The sequence below is a fragment of the Pantoea sp. Mb-10 genome, assembly GCF_021272205.1.
GTDB lineage: Bacteria > Pseudomonadota > Gammaproteobacteria > Enterobacterales > Enterobacteriaceae > Pantoea.
On the sequence record NZ_JAJSDX010000007.1, the window covers coordinates 117,495 to 136,573 of the forward strand.

The window sequence follows — 19,079 nt, forward strand, 5'->3', positions numbered from 1 at the left end:
GGTCGTGCTTGTCGCAGAAAAGATGAGAGATGCCCAAACTCTGTGCCAAACAGCGCTAAGGTCGGGATTTATTTTAGTGACCGAAAAAATAATTATTGTGATGTTTGTCAGTAATCGAACTGACAGGCAGGGCAATGTGGCTTTTTGTCACGTTATCTTGGTTGGCATAGAGGTTTGTAAAACTAGATAAATTTTTTGACCTTGTTGAGGTAACTGATACATTAGCCTTCTGTTTATTATCAGGAGTAAGGAGCTCAAGCTCACCCCTATGGATCGTCACCGACGTTGCTTCACCCACGCTTTGCGCTGCCTGGCGCTAATCCCAACGCCCACTCGCGTTATCACTTTTGCTGACCCCCTGACGTCTCGCCTTGCGGTGCAGACGAAAAGGTATCTGTCCCTGTTTTCATTAAGGAGCCATTGATGGAGTTTCTCTTCGACCCCTCAATTTGGGCGGGTTTGCTGACGCTGATCGTGCTGGAAATCGTGCTTGGCATTGATAACCTGGTGTTTATTGCCATTCTTGCGGACAAGCTGCCGCCCAAGCAGCGTGACAAAGCACGCCTGATTGGCCTTTCCCTGGCGCTGGTAATGCGGCTGGGGCTGCTGTCGCTGATATCCTGGATGGTAACGCTCACGCGGCCGCTGTTTAGCATTGCGGACTTCAGTTTTTCCGGTCGTGACTTGATCTTGCTGGTGGGGGGCTTGTTCCTGCTGTTTAAAGCGACCATGGAGCTGCATGAACGGCTGGAAAATCGCGGCATGGAGCAGCAGGGCAATAAAGGCTATGCCAGCTTCTGGGCCGTGGTGACGCAAATTGTGGTGCTGGACGCGGTGTTTTCACTGGATGCGGTCATTACCGCGGTAGGTATGGTCAATAACTTGCCCATCATGATGACCGCCGTGGTGATTGCAATGGGTGTGATGCTGCTGGCGTCCAAACCGCTGACCAATTTCGTCAACGCGCATCCTACCGTGGTGGTGCTCTGCCTGAGCTTCTTGCTGATGATTGGTCTGTCGCTGGTGGCGGAAGGCTTCGGCTTCCACATTCCGAAAGGCTATCTCTACGCCGCGATTGGCTTCTCAATCCTCATTGAGTTGTTTAACCAGATTGCCCGACGCAACTTCCTTCGCCATCAGGCTCGTCGCCCGATGCGTGAGCGCACGGCAGAAGCGATTTTGCGCCTGATGGGCGGACGTCAGCGCAACCAGACTGCCTCCAGTGAAGAGTCAGTGGGGGCTGAGGTACTGCCGCAAGAAGCGTTTCAGGAGGAGGAGCGCTATATGATTAACGGCGTGTTGACGCTCTCGCAGCGCTCGATTCGCAGCATCATGACGCCGCGCGGCAATATCTCGTGGGTTGATGTGACCCGTCCGTTGGATGAGATTCGTATTCAGCTATTGGATACGCCGCACAGTTTGTTCCCGGTTTGTCGCGGCGAACTGGATGAAATTATTGGCGTGGTGCGCGCTAAAGAGCTGCTGGTGGCGCTGGAGCACGGCATGGACGTGGCAGAGTTTGCCGCCAACACGCCGCCAATCGTGGTGCCGGAAACGCTGGATCCCATCAACTTGTTGGGCGTGCTGCGCCGGGCAAAAGGCAGTTTCGTGATTGTGACCAACGAATTTGGTGTGGTGCAGGGCTTGATTACCCCGCTGGACGTGCTGGAAGCGATTGCCGGTGAATTCCCGGATGAGGATGAGACGCCAGATATCGTCGCCGACGGAGAGGGTTGGCTGGTGAAAGGGGGAACCGATCTCCATTCGTTACAACAGCTGCTTGATTACCATGAGCTGGTTGATCGCCAGGAGGATCACGCCTCGCTAGCCGGTTTGTTGATTGCGCAGAAAGGCCAGCTGCCGCTGCCTGGTGAGGTGATTGACATGCCGCCGCTCCATTTCGCTATTGTCGAGGCGACGGATTACCGAATTGATCTGGTTCGTATCACCAAAGATAAGCCGCATGACGATGAAGCGCCAGACGCCTAAACGTGGCGTGGTTGGTTAATAAAAAAGGCCGTCGCGTTGACGGCCTTTTTCATGCGCGTGACTCAACCCGGCAGCACAACCTGATATTGTGACAGCCAGGCAGGGAAATCTTCGATGGGCATGGGACGCGCGTAATAATAGCCCTGCAGATGATCCACCCCGCGCGCGCACAGGTAGCGTGCCTGCTCGGCGGTTTCCACGCCTTCTGCTACCAGCGCGATATTCAGACGCTGGGCCAGTGAAATCACCATATCGGTAACGGTGGCGTTGATGGCATCGGTGCCGATGGCAGCGGTGAAAATCTTGTCAATTTTCAGCACGTCCGGCTTGAGATCTTTCAGGTAGGCCAGTGAGCTGTGTCCGGTGCCAAAGTCATCTATCGCCAGTCGGACGCCGATGTCATGCAGCCGCGCCACCACGGTTTGATCGATAACCGGCAGGGCATCGCGTTCGGTCAGTTCCACCACTAACTTTGGCAGAGGATTGGCGGGCCACCACATCGCCTGTAAGTCATCGACGATTGCCCGATTATGAAAGTGGCTGGCCGCAACGTTAATGGCAATGTGGAAACTGGGACACTGAGGCAAACTGGGTAAGGCTTCCACCACGCGGGCTATCACAAAGCGGGTGAGGGGCGCGATCAGGTTTTGCCGTTCCGCGAGCGGGATAAAGACATCGGGGGCAATCCAACCTTGACGGGGGTTGTGCCAGCGCAGCAGCAGTTCAATGCCGTCACACTCACCGCTTTTGGCGTTAATTAACGGCTGGCAATACACCATGAATTCATTGGCCGTGATACCGTAGCTGATCTGCCAGCTTAGGCTCATGCGATTTGCCGTCGCCAGCCAAACGATGTAGCCCATCAGCAGGCTCAACAGCAGCGCCAGTGGCAGCTGGGAAGGTAACGTATGCAGCGCGAGTCGGGCGGGTGAAGGTCCATAAAGCGTGATGGTAAACGGATAGCGCAAAGAAGCTTGCTCGTAGGCGACTTCATCATCGGCAGGTTCGGTAGGCTCAACCATGGGATTACCGTATTCAAGACTTTTGCCGCCCACGTTGAAAACGGCGCGCTCCACCCACGGCAGCTGCGGCTCTAACAGATAATTGGTCATCTGTTCGATATTGATGACCTGCAGCAGTCCATCGCGGTTATTCAACGATTTCGGCGTCCAGAGCAGTAACACCGGCGAGCCTTTCAACAGGTCGTTGTCCTGCGTCAGCAAAAAATGCTGGTTATTCAGCGCGAATTCCGGATAGGTTTCGCTAAATGACAGGTTGCGCGGCCCATACACGCTGGAGCAGTAAATGCGATCGTCTTCCACCAGCATCATCGTGCGAACGGTCTGTAAGGCGGCAATTTTTTCGATCAGGGGATAACGTACCAGCGCGCACGGCACGCCAACCAAGCCAAGGGTATTGTTTGCCGACACGTCCAGCGGAGAGAAAATGCGATCGAAGCGTTCTATGGCGCGGGTGGCAAAATTTGACGACTGCTGTTCAATGCGTGATTTCTCTTCAATGTAGCGAAATGTGAGCGTAAGAATCAGAACCAGCGTCGCGATCGCTATCGCAATAAGCAGACGCTTACGGCGAAATTGACCCACAAATTGCTGGGGAGCCATCATCAGTAACCACCTTGTAAACCAAGAAAATGAAGCCAAATTAACGTGTGTGTTATCGGCATTATGGCGGCCAGGTTTAGCGCGGTGGGCAAAAAAAGCGGCGCCAAAAAAAACCGCGCGGTCACTGAGGACCGCGCGGTTTTACTGTATCTGGTTTATCTGTGCTGGGGTAGCGGCATCGGCATAAAAAGAGCCTGTGAATGCATAATCACGCACCGCCGCGCTTAATCGCACTGAACCTTAATCGCCAGCCCACCGCGTGACGTTTCGCGGTATTTCGCGTTCATGTCTTTGCCGGTTTCATACATGGTCTCAATCACTTTATCCAGCGAAACGCGAGGTTCACTGGTGCGTCGCAGCGCCATACGGGCGGCGTTAATCGCCTTGACTGAAGCGATAGCATTGCGTTCAATACACGGCACCTGAACCTGGCCGGCAACCGGATCGCAGGTCAATCCGAGATTGTGCTCCATACCAATTTCTGCCGCCACGCACACCTGCTCCGGACTGGCGCCGAGCAGCTCAGCCAGACCTGCCGCCGCCATTGAGCAGGCCACGCCCACTTCCCCCTGGCAGCCCACCTCGGCGCCGGAAATCGAGGCGTTCATCTTATAGAGCACGCCAATTGCACCCGACGCCAGGAAGTAGCGGAGAAACGTATCCGGCGTGACGGTTTCAATAAAATGATCGTAATACGCCAGAACCGCCGGCACGATGCCGCAGGCCCCGTTGGTAGGGGCGGTGACAACGCGCCCACCCGCGGCGTTCTCTTCATTGACCGCGAGCGCAAACATGTTGACCCAGTCAATCACATTCATGGGATCGTTAGAGTGCTTTTCCGACGAAACCAGCAGGCGGCGAAGCGAGGCCGCGCGGCGCGGCACGCGTAATGGACCGGGCAGTACGCCTTCGGTGTTTAGGCCGCGATCGATACACGCCTGCATGGTTTGCCAAACGTGACCGAAATAGGCGTAAATTTCGTCGCGGTCATGCAACGCCAGTTCATTTTTCATCACCAGACCGGAAAGCGACAGGCCGGTTTCGTGACAGTGCGCCAGTAGCGCTTTTGCAGAATGGAAAGGGTAAGGCACGGACACTTCATCCAGCACCGATTCACCAAAGTGGGCTTCATCCACAATGAAGCCACCGCCAATGGAGTAATAGGTTTTGCTCAGAATCAGCAAATCACCCTCAAACGCATAGAGCGTCATACCATTTTCATGCAGTGAGAGGTTTTCGCTGCGAAAGACCATGCCGCCTTCACGGGGAAAATCGACTTCGTGCGCGCCCTGCGCCAGTAATAAGCGCTCGCGCTGTTCAACGTCTTTAATAAAAGCAGGAATACTGTCGATATCGACCGTGGCGGGCTCAAATCCTGCCAGACCCATAATAATGGCGATATCAGTATGGTGCCCCTTGCCGGTGAGGGAGAGCGAGCCGTAAACGTCCACCGCAACGCGCGTAATGGTCTGGAGCTTTCCCTGTTCGGTGAGCAGATCGACAAACTGCTTGCCCGCCTTCATGGGGCCAACAGTATGCGAACTGGATGGGCCAATGCCCACTTTGAACATGTCAAAAACACTAATCACAGGTGACGCTCCTCACAAAACGTATTTATACGGCCAGGGCCGTTTATGCGGCTAATAGTAATCGTCTGCGCGGGGGGACGAACAGCTTTTCGCATGAAATAAACTAATTATAAACCCCAGAAATAGTTATCCGTTTCTATGGGCACAAAACGTGGCGCAAAGCGGCATGGGATGAGGGGGATGCGACGTCCGGAAGCGCGATTTGTTGACCTAACGCGCGAATAATGCCCGCGGTCATGCCCCAGATAAAATAGTCGCCGTACCAGGAGAGCCAGAGTTGATGCTGACGATTGCCCCGCTGCAGCGTAAACCCGCTGTAGCGGCTCAGCCGCAGCGCTTCAACCAGCGGCATTGTAAAGGCGCTCTCAACTTCATCGGGGTTCAGCGTCAGCAGAGCGCCAGGCGACACGATGCCCACCACTGGCGTAACGGCAAAGCCGGTACTGCTGGTGACAGGGGGCAGCGTTCCTACCACGCGCACCTGATCGGGCGCGATGCCCACTTCTTCATGCGCCTCACGTAGCGCGGTGTCAATCAGCGAGGCGTCGCTGGCGTCCTGCATACCGCCGGGAAAGGCGACCTGACCAGCATGTTTGCGCAGCTGTGCAGCGCGTCGCGTCAGCAGCAGTTCGGGTTGGGCTGCATTGATGACCGGCACCAGCACGGCGGCATGGCGATTACCCTGCACGGCAGCAGAAGGCGCCATTGGCAGGTGCAGCACAAATCGACTCAGAAACTGATCAAGCGTCAAACGCATATTATTCCTCATTGCGCAGGCAGGGCAAAATACGATTGACCTTATGGAACGTCTCTTGATACTCCGCCTCCCGCTCACTGTCCGCCACAATGCCGCCACCTGCGGCGCAGTACAGCTGTTGATTTTCTGCAATCAGCGTGCGGATAGTGATACTGGTGTCCATGCGACCGCACAGGCTGAGATAACCGATGCTGCCGCACCAGGCGTTGCGCCGCTGGGGCTCCAGCTCTTCAATAATTTCCATTGCGCGGATTTTGGGGGCGCCGGTGATTGAGCCACCGGGAAAACAGGCCCGCAGCAGATCGCTGGCGGTTAAGTGGTCAGGCAGACGCGCGCGTACCGTACTGACCAAATGGTGTACAGCGGGAAACGCTTCCACTTTAAATAGCTCCGGTACGCTGACGCTACCGGGTTCGGCCACGCGGCCAATATCATTGCGCAACAGATCGACAATCATCAGATTTTCCGCGCGATCTTTCTCCGCGCTGGCCAGTTTTTGCGCCTGCAATCGATCGGCTGTGGGATCGTTCAGGCGAGGCAAGGTGCCCTTGATAGGCCGGGTTTCAATTTCCTGCTGTTTCAGCGCCAGAAAACGTTCTGGCGACAGGCTCAAGACCGCGCTGCGCGCTAAGCGGACAAAGGCGCTAAAGGGCGCGCGGTTGGCCTGATTGAGCCGTAAAAAAGCCTGCCATTCATCACCGCGATAGCTCGCCTGAAAGCGCTGAGCCAAATTCACCTGATAGCAGTCGCCCGCTTGAATGTACTGCTGAATGGCGTCAAAGCGTGCGGCGTACTCCGCCGCGCTGAGCGATGAGTGCCAGTCGCTGGTCAGGAAAAAGGGCTTGGGCGCGGGAATGGCCTGGGCCTGTAGCCACTGCCAGCGCCGATTTGCGTCCTCAAGCGACACCAGCGTGAGAGTGCAAAGATGGTGATCGGCAATCAGTGCCCAATCGTAAATGCCCACCGCCATGTCTGGCGTTTGCAGATCGCGCGCAGCGCGCTGGGGCAGCGTTTCAAAGCGCCGGCCCAGATCATAGCCAAAGAGTCCGAGTGCGCCCCCTTGAAAAGGGAGATCCGGGTGAAAAGCGGGTGCCGCGCCCAGGCGGGCAATCTGTTGCTGAACCAGCGCCAGCGGGTCGGCATTGGAGAGGAGAAGATCGCTGCCGTCGTCAATTTCCGTTAGCTCGCCACGCGTGGTGAGCGTAACGCGCGGGTCGGCAGTGAGAATATCAAAGCGATTGTCCGTGTGATCGGCTCCGCCGGAGGTCAGAAGCATCGCCCAGGGTCGATGGGCAAGGGCAGAAAAACGATGCATCAGCGCATCCGGCGTATACTTCAGGGTGAGTGTGTTCACGGTCATGGTGCGATTCAGTTCAGCAAGCAGGCGCGTAGCCTGGCATATTTTTATCTCACTGGCACCTGTTTGTTCCGCGTGGAATAATGCCCGTTCTTTATTCTCAGGAGTTCGCTATGTTTACAGGTCTTCCCGCGTTATCTCACGAGCAGCAGCAGCAGGCGGTTGAACGTATTCAGGAACTGATGGCGGACGGCATGTCCAGCGGTCAGGCGATTGCGCAGGTCGCGCAAGAGATCCGTCAGACTTATCAAGGTGAAGGTATTCGGGCGCTATTCGACGAGGACGACGAGCACGATGACGAGTAGCACCCGAACGGGTTAGCGGGCGGCGACGATTTTGATTTCAACTTTATATTGAGGATGCATCAGTCCGGCTTGCACGGTGCAGCGAACCGGCGCATGGTCAGGTGATACCCAAGCATCCCAAGCGCGGTTCATGGCCGGAAAGTCGGCTTTGTCTACCAGGAATATGGTGGCATCCAAAATTTTACTTTTGTCCGATCCTACGCGCGTGAGCAGCGCGTCGATTACCGCCAGCGCATTCGCAGTTTGCGCTTCGGCGTCCTCCTCAAGATTTTCCGGCACGCTGGTGTAATAAATGGTGTCGTTATGCACCACGGCTTCGGACATGCGCGGGGCCGGATCGATTCGCGTAATGGTCATGTTGGTCTCCTGTCATTTTGCTGCGTAGCCTGCCATATCAGACCGGGCGCTGTCATCTGTTGTGGTGGGCAAACTCGAATCCTGACATAATTACAGTGGTTTTAAGCAAAGTGTGAGGATGTGTGGCAGACGATTTTGCAGCTGATGGCGCGTTGGCGCAGGCTATTCCGGGGTTTAAGCCGCGCGAGGCGCAGCGAGAAATGGCGCAGGCGGTGACCGACGCGGTGAAGCAGGGCGGTGAGCTGGTGGTCGAAGCCGGCACCGGCACCGGCAAGACTTACGCTTATCTGGCTCCCGCATTGCGCGCGAAAAAAAAGGTTATTGTGTCAACCGGGTCAAAGGCGCTTCAGGATCAGCTCTATAACCGCGATCTGCCGACCATCGCCCGCGCCCTCCAATTCAGCGGTAAAACCGCGCTGCTGAAAGGTCGCTCCAACTACCTCTGTCTTGAACGTCTTGAGCAGCAAAATCAAAGCGGTGGCGATCTTACCGTTCAGGCGCTGGGCGACTTGATCCACGTGCGCAACTGGTCATCCTATACCGTGGACGGCGATATCAGCAGCTGCGTAGATGTCGCCGAGGACAGCCCGATCTGGCCTTCTGTGACCAGCACCAACGACAACTGTCTCGGCAGCGATTGTCCGCTCTATAAAGAGTGCTTTGTGGTCAAGGCGCGTAAAAAGGCCATGGATGCTGACGTGGTGGTCGTGAATCATCATCTTTTCCTCGCCGATCTGGTGGTGAAAGAGGGGGGATTCGGCGAGCTGATCCCGGAAGCGGACGTGATGATTTTTGATGAAGCCCATCAGCTGCCTGATATCGCCAGCCAGTATTTTGGTCAGCAGCTGTCGAGCCGCCAGCTTCAGGATCTCGCCAAAGACATTATCCTTGCCTACCGCACCGAGGTGCGTGATGTCCAGCAGCTGCAGAAGTCGGCCGATCGCCTTGCCCAGTGCGCACAAGATTTTCGACTCACCCTCGGCGAACCGGGTTTTCGCGGTAATCTGCGTGATCTACTCAGCGATAACAACATTATGCGTATGTTCACGCTGCTCGATGATGCGCTTGAGCTTTGCTACGACGTGATCAAGCTTTCGCTGGGGCGATCTGCGCTGCTGGATGCCGCGTTTGAGCGCGCGGCGCTCTATCGCACCCGCCTGAAACGCTTACGGGCTATCGACGAGCCCGGTTTTAGTTACTGGTATGAGTGCACCAGCCGTCACTTCACGCTGGCGCTCACGCCGTTGTCCGTGGCTGAACGTTTTCGCGAAGTCATGGATAACCGTAAGGCCGCATGGGTTTTCACCTCGGCGACGCTGGCAGTGAATGAACAAATGAGCCATTTCGCCAGTCGCTTAGGGGTGGATCGCGCCAAAACGCTCATTCTTGATAGCCCGTTTGACTACGCCCAGCAGGCGTTACTGTGCGTGCCGCGCAATATGCCGGAGCCCAATTATCCCGGCGGCGCCCGTCAGCTGGCGCGCATGATGAAGCCGCTGATTGATGCGAATAAAGGTCGCTGCTTTTTCCTTTGCACGTCGCACAAGATGATGCGTGAGCTGGCGGCAGAGTTTCGCGCCTCAATGACGCTGCCCGTGCTGCTGCAGGGCGAGACCAGCAAAGGCCAGCTGCTGAAACAGTTCCTTGAAGCCGGCAATGCGCTTTTGGTGGCCACCAGCAGCTTCTGGGAAGGGGTAGACGTGCGCGGTGACGCGCTATCGCTGGTGATTATTGATAAATTGCCTTTTACCTCGCCCGAAGATCCGTTGCTGAAGGCGCGCATGGAAGATTGCCGCCTGCGCGGCGGCGATCCGTTTAACGATGTGCAACTGCCGGACGCGGTGATTACCCTGAAGCAGGGCGTAGGACGATTGATTCGCGATACCGCCGACCGCGGCGTGCTGGTGATTTGCGATCAGCGCCTGGTATCGCGGCCCTATGGCGGTCTCTTTCTGAACAGTCTGCCTCCCACGCCGCGCACCCGCGACCTGGACCGCGCGATTGCATTTGTTAAGCAACCGGCGACTCAGTAATGCGCGTTACCTTGTGATAAGATACGCGCCTTTTTTATCTCCTCGAGGTTGTTATGTCCGCCCGAATTTTAGCTCTGGACACGGCGACAGAAGCCTGTTCAGCCGCACTGCTCAATCAGCAGCAGATTGATGCCCGTTTTGAAATTGCGCCACGCGATCATACGCAGCGTATCTTACCGCTGGTGCAAGAACTGTTACACGCGGGGCAGCTGGAGCTTAAAACGCTGGATGCGCTGGCGTTTGGACGTGGGCCCGGCAGTTTTACCGGCGTACGCATTGGCATTGGTATTGCTCAAGGCTTAGCGCTGGGTGCCGATCTGCCGATGATTGGGGTGTCATCACTGGCGACCATGGCGCAGGGTGCATGGCGTCTCAGCGGGGCGACGCGGGTGCTGGCGGCCATTGACGCGCGCATGGGAGAAGTGTACTGGGCGGCCTATCAGCGCGATGAGCAGGGCGAATGGCACGGCGCAGAAACCGAAGCCGTGCTGAAGCCGGAGGATGTGCAGACTCACCTTGCTGCATTAAGCGGTACCTGGACAACCGTGGGAACCGGCTGGGCGGCGTATCCGCAATTGCAAGCCACAGCAGGTCTGGAATTGATTGCGGGCGGCGTTACCTTACCGGCAGCGGAAGATATGCTGCCCTTGGCTGAACGCGCATGGCAGCGCGGCGAGGCGGTGGCCGTTGCCGAGGCTGAGCCCGTATATTTGCGCAATGAAGTGGCATGGAAAAAGTTGCCGGGACGCTGAGCGACGCGCAACTAAACCCGCACCGCTGAGTCTAACCGGGAAATAACAGGAGAAGTGCTATGCCAATACGTCACAAAGTGTGGTCTGGCGCGCTGTTGACCTGCACGCTGTTGCTCAGCGGTTGCGTTTCAGTGCCAGATGCCATTAAGGGGAGCTCCCCTCAGCCACAGCAAGATTTAGTGCGGGTAATGAATGCGCCGCAGCTGTATATCGGCCAGGAGTCGCGCTTCGGCGGCAAAGTCATTAAGGTGGATAACCGCAATGGGCTTACGCGCATTGAGATTGCCACGCAGCCGCTGGATGAGAGCGCGCGTCCCCGCCTCGGGGCCGCGTCGATAGGACGTATCTATGCGGATATCCACGGTTTCGTTGATCCTGTTGATCTCAACAATCAATACATCACCGTATTAGGCACCCTCAAAGGCACCGAAAAAGGCACTATCGGTAGCGCCAGCTATAACTTTGTGGTGGTGGACGTGCGCGGATATCAGCGTTGGCGCCTCACGCAGCAGGTCATGACGTCCCCGCAGCCCATTGATCCCTGGATTTGGTATGGGCCAACGCGGCGTCATCCCGGTTACTGGGGCCCTAATCCTTACTGGGGGATGAACACCGGCCCGGCACAGGTTGAAACGATCCTGACGGAATAGCTCTGCAACGTTTTATCGGCCCGCTTGCGGTGCGCGCGAGCGGGCTTTTTTATTGGCTGCGTTTCTCACGCAGTTAAATTAGTGATGCGCTTCGCAACCTGTAAAAGCGGCAATCAGCAAACTGGTACAATCAGTTAAAATATTGTTAATAACACTGATGGCAGAGGCTGCGATGGCTACGCAACAAGATTATCGGGGTAATTCATTGAATAAAGTTTGGCTCAAACGCTATCCAGCAGATGTTCCTGCTGAGATTAACGCGGATCGCTACCCGTCACTGGTCGATCTTTTCGAGCACGCCGCACAGCGCTATGCCGACCAAACGGCATTTATCAATATGGGTCAGCGCATGAGCTACCGTCAGCTTGAGGAGCAAAGTCGTGCGTTTGCGGCCTGGCTGCAGCAGGGCCTTGGCCTGAAACGGGGCGATCGCGTGGCGCTGATGATGCCGAATTTACTGCAATATCCGGTCGCGCTCTTTGGTGTATTACGTGCGGGTATGGTGGTGGTGAACGTCAATCCGCTCTATACGCCGCGCGAGCTTAAGCACCAGCTCAATGATAGCGGCGCCAGCGCCATTGTTATTGTGTCGAATTTCGCGCATACGCTGGAAAAAGTGGTGGCAGATACGCCGGTCAAACACGTTATGCTGACGCGCATGGGCGATCAGCTGGCGCCGGTTAAAGCCACGCTGGTTAACTTTGTTGTGAAGTACGTTAAAAAGCTGGTGCCCAAATACCATTTGCCTGGCGCCGTGCCATTCCGCACTGCCTTGCAGCAAGGGGCGCAAATGTCTTATCAGCGTCCCGTTCTGAGTAACAGCGATCTGGCTTTCCTGCAGTATACGGGCGGCACCACAGGCGTGGCCAAAGGGGCGATGCTGACGCACGGCAACATGCAAGCCAATCTGGAGCAGACCAAAGCCACATACGGTAAGCTGCTGCGTGCCGGAAAAGAGCAGGTGGTCACCGCCTTGCCGCTTTATCACATCTTTGCGTTAACGGTGAACTGCCTGCTGTTTCTTGACCTCGGCGGCACCAACTTGCTGATCACCAACCCGCGTGATATCCCCGGTTTTGTTAAAGAACTGAGTAAATTTCCGTTCACGGCCATTACGGGTGTCAACACGCTGTTTAATGCGTTGCTTAACGATAGCCACTTCAACAAGCTCGATTTTTCGACGCTGCGCCTCTCTGCTGGAGGCGGTATGGCGGTGCAAAAAGCCGTTGCCGAGCGCTGGGAAAAACTCACCGGCCACTATTTGCTTGAGGGCTATGGCCTGACCGAATGTTCGCCGCTGGTCTCCGTGAATCCTTACGACATTGCCTGCCACACGGGCAGCATTGGATTGCCGGTACCCTCAACCGATGTGCGTATCGTTGACGATAATGACGTCGAGGTCGCGCCTGGCGAGCCTGGCGAGCTGTGCATTCGTGGCCCCCAAGTGATGACGGGCTACTGGCAGCGCCTAGACGCTACCGATGAAGTGCTGAAAAATGGCTGGCTGCACACCGGCGATATTGTTACCGTGGACAGCGAAGGCTTTATCCGCATCGTGGATCGCAAAAAAGACATGATTTTGGTGTCAGGCTTTAACGTGTATCCTAATGAAATTGAAGATGTCTTGATGCAGCATGCAAAAATTCGCGAAGCGGCCGCCATTGGCGTGCCCAGCGACCTGTCCGGCGAAGCGGTGAAGGTTTGTATCGTGAAAAAAGATCCTTCACTCACACGTGAAGAGGTGTTGGATCACTGCCGACGCCAGCTTACCGGCTATAAAGTGCCGAAAATCGTTGAATTTCGGGAAGAGTTGCCAAAAACCAACGTGGGAAAAATCTTGCGCCGTGAATTACGCGACGAGGCGAAGCGGGAAGGGCAGTAGGCAGTTTTTCTCTGAGGTTTACGCCGGCGTAGTCCGGCGTTTTTATTGCTTTTAACATGGAGCGCTGCGCGCGGTCTGTCGCAGCGAAGAATACAACGTGAATTACACCATGATCGACCAAAACAGCCAGTTGGCTGCCGTGTGCGAACAGGCGCGCCTGCACGACGCTGTGGCGCTGGATACCGAATTTGTGCGCACCCGTACTTACTATCCGCAGCTGGGTCTCATCCAGCTGTTCGATGGTGAGCAACTGGTTCTAATCGATCCGCTTAAAATCACTGAATGGGCGCCCTTTGTCGCGTTACTGCAGGACAAAAACGTGATCAAGTTCCTGCATGCAGGCGGCGAAGATCTTGAGGTGTTCCTGCATCGCTTCCAGTGTTTACCCGATCCCATGGTCGACACGCAGATCCTCGCGGCGTTTTCCGGCCAGCCCCTCTCCTGGGGTTTTGCATCGATGGTGAACCATTTTACGCAGGTCGAATTGGATAAGAGCGAGTCCCGCACTGATTGGCTGGCGCGTCCACTCACGCAGCGGCAGTGTGAATACGCGGCGGCCGACGTCGCTTATCTGCTGCCCATTGCGCGTGAATTAGTGAAGCAGACCGAAGCCGCAGGCAACATGGCTGCGGCATTGAGCGAGTGCGAGATGCTGTGCCAGCGCCGTTTGGATACGCTGCAACCTGAAGAAGCGTGGCGCGACATTACCAACGCCTGGCAGCTGCGTCCGCGTCAGCTGGCGGCTCTCCAGCGGCTGGCCGCATGGCGCCTGACGCTCGCGCGCCAGAAAGATATGGCGGTCAACTTTGTGGTGCGCGAGGAAAATCTATGGAAGGTGGCGCGCTTTATGCCCGGCAGCTTGGGTGAGCTTGATCATCTCGGCTTGAATGGTCATGAAATTCGCTTTCATGGCAAAACGTTAGTGGCGCTGGTGGCAGAAGCGCAGGCGCAGGACGAAAGCACGTTACCGCAGCCGCTACCTAACCTCATCGATCACCCGCACTACAAACAGGCGTTCAAAGCGATCAAAGCGCTGGTTCAGCAGGTCAGTGAAGAGACAGGTTACAGTCAAGAGCTGTTGGCGTCACGTCGTCAGATCAATCAGGTGCTCAGCACCGTGTGGGGCCTGAAAAAGGCCGGACGCTTGCCGGAGTTATTCAGTGGCTGGCGCGGGGAACTCTTTAAAGCACGTATCGAAGCCCTGATGGAAACGCTTTAAGCGGACGTTTTCCCCTGCGCTACAACGCAGGGGAAATCAGGAAACCGCTTCTGTCATTTAGGCGCGTCTTCCGTCTCGGGTAACGTCACGTTCAGCTCCAGAATAGAGATATCATCTCCCTTCTGATCGAGCTGTACCGTCACCATATCCGGATCAATCTTCACGTATTTGCAGATCACTTCCAAAATATCCCGCTTAAGCTGCGGCAAATAATGGGGCTCACTGTCGCCCCTTCTGCGCTCGGCTACGATAATCTGTAGCCGTTCCTTTGCGATATTGGCGGTGTTCTTCTTGCGGGATAAAAAGAAATCAAGTAATGCCATGTGTTATCCCCCGAACAGGCGTTTCAGGAAACCCTTCTTCTCTTCTTCGATAAAGCGGAAGGGGCGTTCTTCGCCAAGCAGGCGATCCACGGTATCAGCGTAGGCTTTACCGGCGTCAGAATTAGCGTCAAGAATAACCGGTTCACCTTGGTTAGAGGCGCGCAATACCGATTGGTCTTCTGGGATCACGCCGACCAGTGGAATACGCAGGATTTCCAGAACGTCTTCCATGCTCAGCATATCGCCGCGCGTTACGCGACCGGGGTTGTAACGGGTCAACAAAAGGTGCTCTTTAACCGGATCCTGGCCATTTTCCGCACGGCGCGATTTTGAGGAGATAATGCCCAAAATGCGATCAGAGTCTCGGACGGATGAGACTTCCGGATTGGTGGTGATAATGGCTTCATCAGCAAAATAGAGCGCCATTAGCGCGCCGGTTTCGATACCCGCAGGTGAGTCGCAAACAATGAAGTCGAACTCCATGGCGGCCAAATCGTTTAAGACTTTCTCGACGCCTTCACGGGTCAGTGCGTCTTTATCACGCGTTTGCGAAGCGGGAAGAATATAGAGTTGCTCAGTACGCTTATCACGAATGAGCGCCTGATTCAGCGAGGCATCGCCCTGGATGACGTTGACAAAGTCATAGACCACGCGGCGTTCACAGCCCATGATCAGGTCAAGGTTACGCAAACCGATATCGAAATCGATCACGACGGTTTTTTTGCCTTTCTGCGCTAAACCTGTAGCGATGGCCGCGCTTGACGTGGTCTTGCCAACGCCCCCTTTACCTGATGTAACTACAATAATGCGTGCCATAAATGTTGATTTCCTTAACGAAAGAAAAGGGGCCTAATTAAGTGTCTGAATGGTGAGCGCGCCATCTGTCAGGCACAGGCGCGCCGCTTTACCAAAGAATTCTGTTGGGATCTGATCCATGATCCAATATTCGCCAGCAATCGACACCAACTCTGCGACGAGGTTGGTGCAGAAAATTTGGCAGTCGCGATCGCCACTGGCACCCGCAAGGGCGCGTCCCCGCATCATGCCGTAAATATGAATGTTGCCGTCTGCAACCAGTTCGGCACCCGCGCTGACGCTGCTGGTAACGATAAGATCGGCATTACGGGCATAAATTTGCTGTCCTGAGCGTACGGGCGTATTGATAATGCGCGTCTTGCTGGCCGATTCCGCAACGGGGGCCGGTGCCTCCACTGCGACCGGTTCGGCGTGGTTGCGCTGCTCCTTGCCTTCCGAAAGCACCGGCAACCCAGCCCGGACAATCATTTTTTTCAGGGCATCATCTTTGCAGCCGCTCACGCCGACGATACGCAAACCCGTTGCGCTGACCGCTTGCTGTATCTGTTTCCAGTTGATGTCACCCGACAACGCGGAGACATTCAGCACCACGGGCGCATTTTGTAAAAATGCCGGGGCTTGGTCGATTTTGTCCTGCAGCGCCTGGCGAATCACTTCAGGTTGCGAATGATGCAAATGAACGACTGACAGGGTAAAACTGCTTCCCTTGAATTCGATTGGCGTTTGCGACATCTGTCGTGACTCTGTCCTGTTTTACGACCTTAAGATGGACGCCGATTTAATCGCCATGGCATCAAACGGTCAATATTCGAAGTTCTGCAAGCATGTTATAGTTCCTGCTATATTCAGGCAAGTGACGCTAACCGTTAATTCGAGTAAAAAATATGTTTTGTGTGATCTATAGAAGCCCGCAACGCGATCAGACTTATCTGTACGTTGAAAAAAAAGACGATTTCTCCCGTGTGCCAGAAGCGCTGCTGCGTGGCTTCGGCAAGCCGCAGCTGGCGATGGTACTGTCGCTGGACAAGCGGGAGAAGCTGGCTAACGCGGATATCAATAAAGTGAAGGAAGGGTTACGTGAGCAGGGATATTATTTGCAGATCCCCCCACCGGTTGAAAATCTGCTCAATATTCACCTGGAAGACGGTAAAAAAGATTAATTCGGAATCCTCTGTGAATTATGGCCTGTGGAAATAATCAGTATTATTTCCGGTATTTAATTTTCCGGGTGCAATTGTAATTACGGACATTAACCTTTCCTTTTCTAAAAAGGCCGTGAATGATTAACGGCTGTTGACAATTTGGCTAACCCCAGCCTCAATAAGTCGTTAATATCTTCCGTTTCAGCGTGCCACGTTCAGCCGCTGAAACGGATCGCTTCGCCAGTTTCTGGCAGCAAACACACTCATAGCAGGGGAAGAATATGTATCAACATCGTAACTGGCAGGGCGCGTTACTCGATTACCCAGTCAGCAAAGTGGTCTGCGTAGGCAGCAACTATGCAAAACACATTAAAGAAATGGGCAGCGCCACGCCTTCCGAGCCGGTGGTGTTTATCAAACCTGAAAGCGCCATCTGTGATCTGCGCCAGCCGCTCTCGCTTCCAGCCGACAAAGGTGAAGTGCATCACGAAGTGGAGTTGGCGGTGCTGATTGGCGCCACGCTAAAGCAGGCTTCTGAAGCGCACGTCGCGCAAGCTATTGCTGGATACGGCGTCGCGCTGGATTTAACGCTCCGCGATGTGCAGTCAAAACTGAAGCAAGCCGGTCAGCCGTGGGAGAAATCCAAAGGGTTCGATAATGCCTGCCCGCTGTCAGGATTTATTCCCGCGTCAGAATTCAGCGGTGACCCGCAGAATACCGAGCTAAAGCTGACCGTGAACGGCGAGGTGCGCCAACACGGTACCACGGCGGACATGATCCATAAAATTCTGCCGCTGATTGCCTACATGAGCCACTTCTTCACGCTGCGAGCCGGCGACGTGATACTCACCGGCACGCCAGAAGGCGTAGGTCCGCTGCGTTCAGGCGATCAGCTTGACATCTCGCTGGCCGGACAGGACATCAGCACGCGGGTGTTGTAAGACTTGCATCACCGCACCTTAACCTTTATAAGGTGCGGTCTTTACGCGCAATCCGGAACATATTTATGACTGAACAGCCTTTCTGGCAGACTAAGCGCCTCGATCAGATGAGCGACGCAGAGTGGGAATCGCTGTGCGACGGCTGCGGACAATGCTGCCTTAATAAGTTGCAGGACGCGGACACCGATGAAATTTATTTCACTAACGTCGCCTGCAATCAGCTCAACATCAAGACCTGTCAGTGCCGCAACTACGAACGCCGCTTCGAATATGAGGAAGATTGCATCAAGCTGACGCGCGACAATCTCACCACCTTTGACTGGCTGCCGCGCACCTGTGCCTATCGCCTGATGGGGGAAGGAAAAACGTTACCTGCCTGGCACCCGCTGATCGCCGGCTCGAAGCAGGCCATGCACGCACAGCGCATTTCGGTACGTTATATCGCCGTGCGAGAGAGTGAAGTGCGCGATTGGGAAGATCACATTATCGATCGTCCGGATCGCGGCTAGCGCGCAGCACAGGTAGCGAACGCCACCTGTTCTGCGCCGAGATTAACGCCCGAAGAGGTCGCGACGTTTAGGCTTGAAAGGCTGAGCCACTGCCACCAGCACCGCGACCGCTAAATAAGCGGCAAACACCCCAATCAGCCATTGCGGCATGCTAAAGCTTAGGAAGGTCCAGCTCCGCTCCGCGCAGTCACCCGTCGCCACGAACACCGACGGCAGCCACGTATTGAGCGGCAGCCATGCAGGGAAGCGCGCGGCAAAATCACAGGTGACAAAAGGATTGGGGTGCAATTGAATCATGGTGTGTTCATAAGCCAAACGTAGCCCTTCAACGGCGCTATAAAGCCAGATCATTAGCGCCACCCAGCGTAGCGCCGTTTTTGGCGCAATAGCGCCGACCAGGCCCGCGCCCATAACGCCAAACAGTGCGCAACGTTCGTAAATGCACATGACGCAGGGTTTTTGTCCTAAAACGTGTTGAAAAAACAGGGCCACCGCTTCCAATGCCAGCGCCGTTAGTGCCAACAATAACCACGCTCCACGTCCTCGCGAGCATTGATTCAAATATCGCAACATAGTGCCTATCCCCTAATCGTGAGTGTTGGCAGTGTAAACGAAAAGCCATACGGTGCCAGCCCGGATTGCGGAAAAATCTGCAACGAAAATGACCTTAATCCCGGTATGGCGTAACGCTGCGCCATCAACACGATGCCGCTGAGCTGACGCTCAGGGCGAGCGATTGCTGATAAGAAATAAGACGTGACTGAAAAGTAACCTTATCGCGCTTTTAATCGGGTAGCAGGCTATTTCCCCTATAGGGCGTCTGGTATGATGAGTCC

19 protein-coding genes are annotated in these 19,079 nt (G+C 55.3%); 10 read left to right on the forward strand and 9 right to left on the reverse strand.

Annotation, left to right across the window (positions count from 1 at the left end; translation table 11 throughout):
- Nucleotides 1-423 precede the first annotated feature (423 nt).
- Entirely contained in the window at nucleotides 424-1,989 is a 1,566-nt protein-coding gene (locus LU196_RS15475; protein ID WP_232759869.1) for a TerC family protein, read from the forward strand.
- Nucleotides 1,990-2,051: 62 nt separating this feature from the next.
- On the opposite strand, the gene LU196_RS15480 is transcribed toward LU196_RS15475, so the two are convergent.
- From LU196_RS15480 to pabB, 4 genes are all read right to left on the reverse strand, one after another.
- On the reverse strand, nucleotides 2,052-3,614 hold the full coding sequence (locus tag LU196_RS15480; RefSeq protein WP_232759870.1) for an EAL domain-containing protein: 1,563 nt from the start codon (nucleotides 3,612-3,614) through the stop codon (nucleotides 2,052-2,054).
- 221 nt (nucleotides 3,615-3,835) lie between these two features.
- A complete protein-coding gene (sdaA, locus tag LU196_RS15485) occupies nucleotides 3,836-5,200 on the reverse strand; it encodes an L-serine ammonia-lyase (RefSeq protein ID WP_232759871.1) in 1,365 nt (454 codons plus the stop codon).
- A gap of 136 nt (nucleotides 5,201-5,336) precedes the next feature.
- Nucleotides 5,337-5,957, reverse strand: coding sequence for a CoA pyrophosphatase (locus LU196_RS15490; protein WP_232759872.1), 621 nt, complete (start codon nucleotides 5,955-5,957; stop codon nucleotides 5,337-5,339).
- Between the two features lies 1 nt (nucleotide 5,958).
- Nucleotides 5,959-7,317, reverse strand: a complete 1,359-nt coding sequence (pabB, locus tag LU196_RS15495) for an aminodeoxychorismate synthase component 1 (RefSeq protein ID WP_232759873.1) — start codon at nucleotides 7,315-7,317, stop codon at nucleotides 5,959-5,961.
- Nucleotides 7,318-7,427: 110 nt separating this feature from the next.
- Between pabB and LU196_RS15500 the strand changes: the two genes are divergently transcribed.
- On the forward strand, nucleotides 7,428-7,619 hold the full coding sequence (locus LU196_RS15500) for a YoaH family protein (protein ID WP_232759874.1): 192 nt from the start codon (nucleotides 7,428-7,430) through the stop codon (nucleotides 7,617-7,619).
- A 12-nt stretch (nucleotides 7,620-7,631) separates the two neighbouring features.
- Here LU196_RS15500 and LU196_RS15505 read toward each other — a convergent pair whose 3' ends face one another.
- Nucleotides 7,632-7,976, reverse strand: a complete 345-nt coding sequence (locus LU196_RS15505) for a RidA family protein (protein ID WP_232759875.1) — start codon at nucleotides 7,974-7,976, stop codon at nucleotides 7,632-7,634.
- Nucleotides 7,977-8,098: 122 nt separating this feature from the next.
- Here LU196_RS15505 and LU196_RS15510 point away from each other — a divergent pair, with 122 nt between their 5' ends.
- The 5 genes from LU196_RS15510 to rnd all read left to right on the forward strand — a co-directional run bounded on the left by LU196_RS15510 (nucleotide 8,099) and on the right by rnd (nucleotide 14,512).
- Nucleotides 8,099-10,009, forward strand: a complete 1,911-nt coding sequence (locus LU196_RS15510) for an ATP-dependent DNA helicase (protein WP_232759876.1) — start codon at nucleotides 8,099-8,101, stop codon at nucleotides 10,007-10,009.
- Between the two features lie 53 nt (nucleotides 10,010-10,062).
- On the forward strand, nucleotides 10,063-10,761 hold the full coding sequence (gene tsaB / locus LU196_RS15515; RefSeq protein ID WP_232759877.1) for a tRNA (adenosine(37)-N6)-threonylcarbamoyltransferase complex dimerization subunit type 1 TsaB: 699 nt from the start codon (nucleotides 10,063-10,065) through the stop codon (nucleotides 10,759-10,761).
- Nucleotides 10,762-10,820: 59 nt separating this feature from the next.
- On the forward strand, nucleotides 10,821-11,411 hold the full coding sequence (locus LU196_RS15520; RefSeq protein WP_232759878.1) for a Slp family lipoprotein: 591 nt from the start codon (nucleotides 10,821-10,823) through the stop codon (nucleotides 11,409-11,411).
- 205 nt (nucleotides 11,412-11,616) lie between these two features.
- Nucleotides 11,617-13,293: a long-chain-fatty-acid--CoA ligase FadD gene (fadD, locus tag LU196_RS15525; protein ID WP_232760090.1), complete on the forward strand. Its 1,677-nt coding sequence runs from the start codon at nucleotides 11,617-11,619 to the stop codon at nucleotides 13,291-13,293.
- Nucleotides 13,294-13,390: 97 nt separating this feature from the next.
- A complete protein-coding gene (rnd, locus tag LU196_RS15530) occupies nucleotides 13,391-14,512 on the forward strand; it encodes a ribonuclease D (RefSeq protein ID WP_232759879.1) in 1,122 nt (373 codons plus the stop codon).
- 53 nt (nucleotides 14,513-14,565) lie between these two features.
- Here the strand turns inward: rnd and minE are convergent, their stop codons facing one another.
- Genes minE through minC form a run of 3 tightly spaced genes read right to left on the reverse strand, consistent with a single transcriptional unit; the run spans nucleotide 14,566 to nucleotide 16,383 of the window.
- Nucleotides 14,566-14,835: a cell division topological specificity factor MinE gene (gene minE / locus LU196_RS15535; protein ID WP_145888653.1), complete on the reverse strand. Its 270-nt coding sequence runs from the start codon at nucleotides 14,833-14,835 to the stop codon at nucleotides 14,566-14,568.
- A gap of 3 nt (nucleotides 14,836-14,838) precedes the next feature.
- Nucleotides 14,839-15,651, reverse strand: coding sequence for a septum site-determining protein MinD (minD, locus tag LU196_RS15540; protein ID WP_232759880.1), 813 nt, complete (start codon nucleotides 15,649-15,651; stop codon nucleotides 14,839-14,841).
- Between the two features lie 33 nt (nucleotides 15,652-15,684).
- The gene (gene minC / locus LU196_RS15545) at nucleotides 15,685-16,383 is read right to left on the reverse strand and encodes a septum site-determining protein MinC (protein ID WP_232759881.1); all 699 of its coding nucleotides are present in this window, start codon (nucleotides 16,381-16,383) and stop codon (nucleotides 15,685-15,687) included.
- A 152-nt stretch (nucleotides 16,384-16,535) separates the two neighbouring features.
- Between minC and LU196_RS15550 the strand changes: the two genes are divergently transcribed.
- The 3 genes from LU196_RS15550 (at nucleotide 16,536) to LU196_RS15560 (ending at nucleotide 18,243) form a co-directional block, all read left to right on the forward strand.
- Nucleotides 16,536-16,811 carry a YcgL domain-containing protein gene (locus tag LU196_RS15550; RefSeq protein WP_232759882.1) on the forward strand — a complete coding sequence of 92 codons (276 nt, stop codon included), beginning with the start codon at nucleotides 16,536-16,538 and terminating at the stop codon, nucleotides 16,809-16,811.
- A 263-nt stretch (nucleotides 16,812-17,074) separates the two neighbouring features.
- Entirely contained in the window at nucleotides 17,075-17,734 is a 660-nt protein-coding gene (locus tag LU196_RS15555; protein WP_232759883.1) for a fumarylacetoacetate hydrolase family protein, read from the forward strand.
- 65 nt (nucleotides 17,735-17,799) lie between these two features.
- Nucleotides 17,800-18,243, forward strand: a complete 444-nt coding sequence (locus tag LU196_RS15560) for a YcgN family cysteine cluster protein (protein ID WP_232759884.1) — start codon at nucleotides 17,800-17,802, stop codon at nucleotides 18,241-18,243.
- A gap of 42 nt (nucleotides 18,244-18,285) precedes the next feature.
- On the opposite strand, the gene dsbB is transcribed toward LU196_RS15560, so the two are convergent.
- Nucleotides 18,286-18,816, reverse strand: a complete 531-nt coding sequence (dsbB, locus tag LU196_RS15565; RefSeq protein WP_232759885.1) for a disulfide bond formation protein DsbB — start codon at nucleotides 18,814-18,816, stop codon at nucleotides 18,286-18,288.
- Nucleotides 18,817-19,079: the final 263 nt, after the last annotated feature.